General features: G+C 55.4%; 2 protein-coding genes. One reads left to right on the plus strand and one right to left on the minus strand.

Annotation, left to right across the window (positions count from 1 at the left end):
* Positions 1-576 precede the first annotated feature (576 nt).
* On the minus strand, positions 577-1,488 hold the full coding sequence (locus tag QDY28_RS30820; protein WP_331384853.1) for a LysR family transcriptional regulator: 912 nt from the start codon (positions 1,486-1,488) through the stop codon (positions 577-579).
* A 104-nt stretch (positions 1,489-1,592) separates the two neighbouring features.
* On the opposite strand from QDY28_RS30820, the gene QDY28_RS30825 reads away from it, so the two are divergent.
* A partial coding sequence (locus QDY28_RS30825; protein ID WP_331384854.1) for an acyl-CoA dehydrogenase family protein occupies positions 1,593-1,782 on the plus strand: 190 nt, incomplete at its 3' end.

A 1,782-nucleotide genomic window follows, 5' to 3' on the forward strand; every position in this document is an offset into this window, starting at 1 on the left:
GTTCGGCAGCCTGGACAACGCTCAGACGCTGACCGCGGATCTTCCGGACGACTTCGAGGCGATGCAACTCTTTCTGCGACATGGTGATCAAACAGGACACGACAACTCCAACCGCTCATGGTCTCGACCAGGCTGAAGGTCGTCATCCTTGCTCCCAACGTTGGCATTGACCAGTGCGTCGAGAGGCGAGACTGTCGCATCTCTAACTGGCCCAACTGTCGCATTACTAAATAGCCCTTACAATAACATATCGCATAAGATACCTTATGGAACTGGACGGTCATTTGGGAAGTGTTGCTTTTTCGTCGGTCAAGCGCTCTCGATTTTTCTGCTTTATCAGACTGTTGCGATGAGTTCTGATCGTTCAGAAAGCAACAAATAGCCTGTTTTTGGAAGCGCAACGGGCTGTTTGGCGATGACATCCACCAAGTACCTGTTTTCCAGAGCCATTCTTTCACTCACTCACCCAGCTTCACTGCCGAAACTGCACTCTTTGGAACTTAGGGCGCTAATTCGCGGGAAGAGGCCGACCTGATGAACCGCCTGGTCACTGGTTTGCTGCGCGTCCGCGACTGCCTATGCCTGGGAAGTACCGACCTGCGCGCCGAGCCAACTCTTAAAAGCAGCGAGGGGCGGATAGTTTGGGCGTGTTGAGGGCCAGACGAGCCAGTAGGCACCAAACCCCACCACTCCTTCTTTCAGCACAGGTTGTAGGCGACCTTCCTCAATCTCGGTCTTCGCAAGATAGTCGGGCAGCAGGGCTACACCTAAACCGGCTATCGCGGCCTGTGTCATTGTAGCGAATTGATCGAACAGCATGCCGGTGATGGTCGGAGGTTGCGTACCATGCGCTTTGAACCAGACCCGCCAGGCATCCGTGCGAGTTTCCAGTTGCAACAATGGTAGTCCGTGAAGATCCTCAGGCGTGTCTATCCTGGTCTGTTGTAGCAGCGTCGGCGAAATGCAGGCGGTTACCGATTCTTCGAAAAGGAGCATATGGCCGGCATCGCGCCAATCGTCGGTACCAAAATGGATCGCTGCGTCAAAGCCCTCCGCGTCGAAGTTAAATCGCTTAAGGCGCGTCGCAAGGTTTATCGTGATCCCCGGATGCGCTGTAAGAAAGCTGCCAAGACGCGGGGCAAGCCATCTTGTGCCAWAGGCCGGCAGGATGGCGAGTGACAAAACGCCACCACCGGGATTCGACGAAAACTCCATCGTTCCGCGCTGAATGAGGTCAAGGGCTCTGCGAATGTCGCGACCATAAGCCTTCGCTGCCTCGGTCGGAATGAGCTTCTGCCGGCTTCGTTCGAACAGCGGTCGCCCGAGCTGTTCTTCGAGATTCTGAACGAGGCGACTAACCGTGCTCTGGGTCAGGCTCAGTTCGCGAGCGGCTGCGGCCGTCGAGCCGGTTCGCAGCACCGCCTCGAAGGCGCATAGCAGGCTAATCGACGGAACAAATCGGCGCGGTCGCAATGCTGGATCATTCATTCCATGAATAAGACAACGGCAAAATAGCGTTATCAGGACCTCCACACAATCTCTATATGCATAAGGGTGACATTGTATTGGTTTCTAGAGACGAGGGCATTTCGTTGGCGACCACTCATTCTCAAACGCCGTTCTCCTGGAACGACCCGTTCCTCCTCAATGACCAGCTTTCCGAAGAAGAGCGCATGATCCGCGAGTCCGCGGAGGCCTTTGCSGAAGCCGAACTCGCGCCACGCGTCCACGATGCCTATCTCGAGGAAAAGACCGATCCAGGCCTCTTCAAACTGATGGGCC

Source organism: Rhizobium sp. BR 362, assembly GCF_036528765.1.
Classification (GTDB): Bacteria; Pseudomonadota; Alphaproteobacteria; order Rhizobiales; family Rhizobiaceae; genus Rhizobium.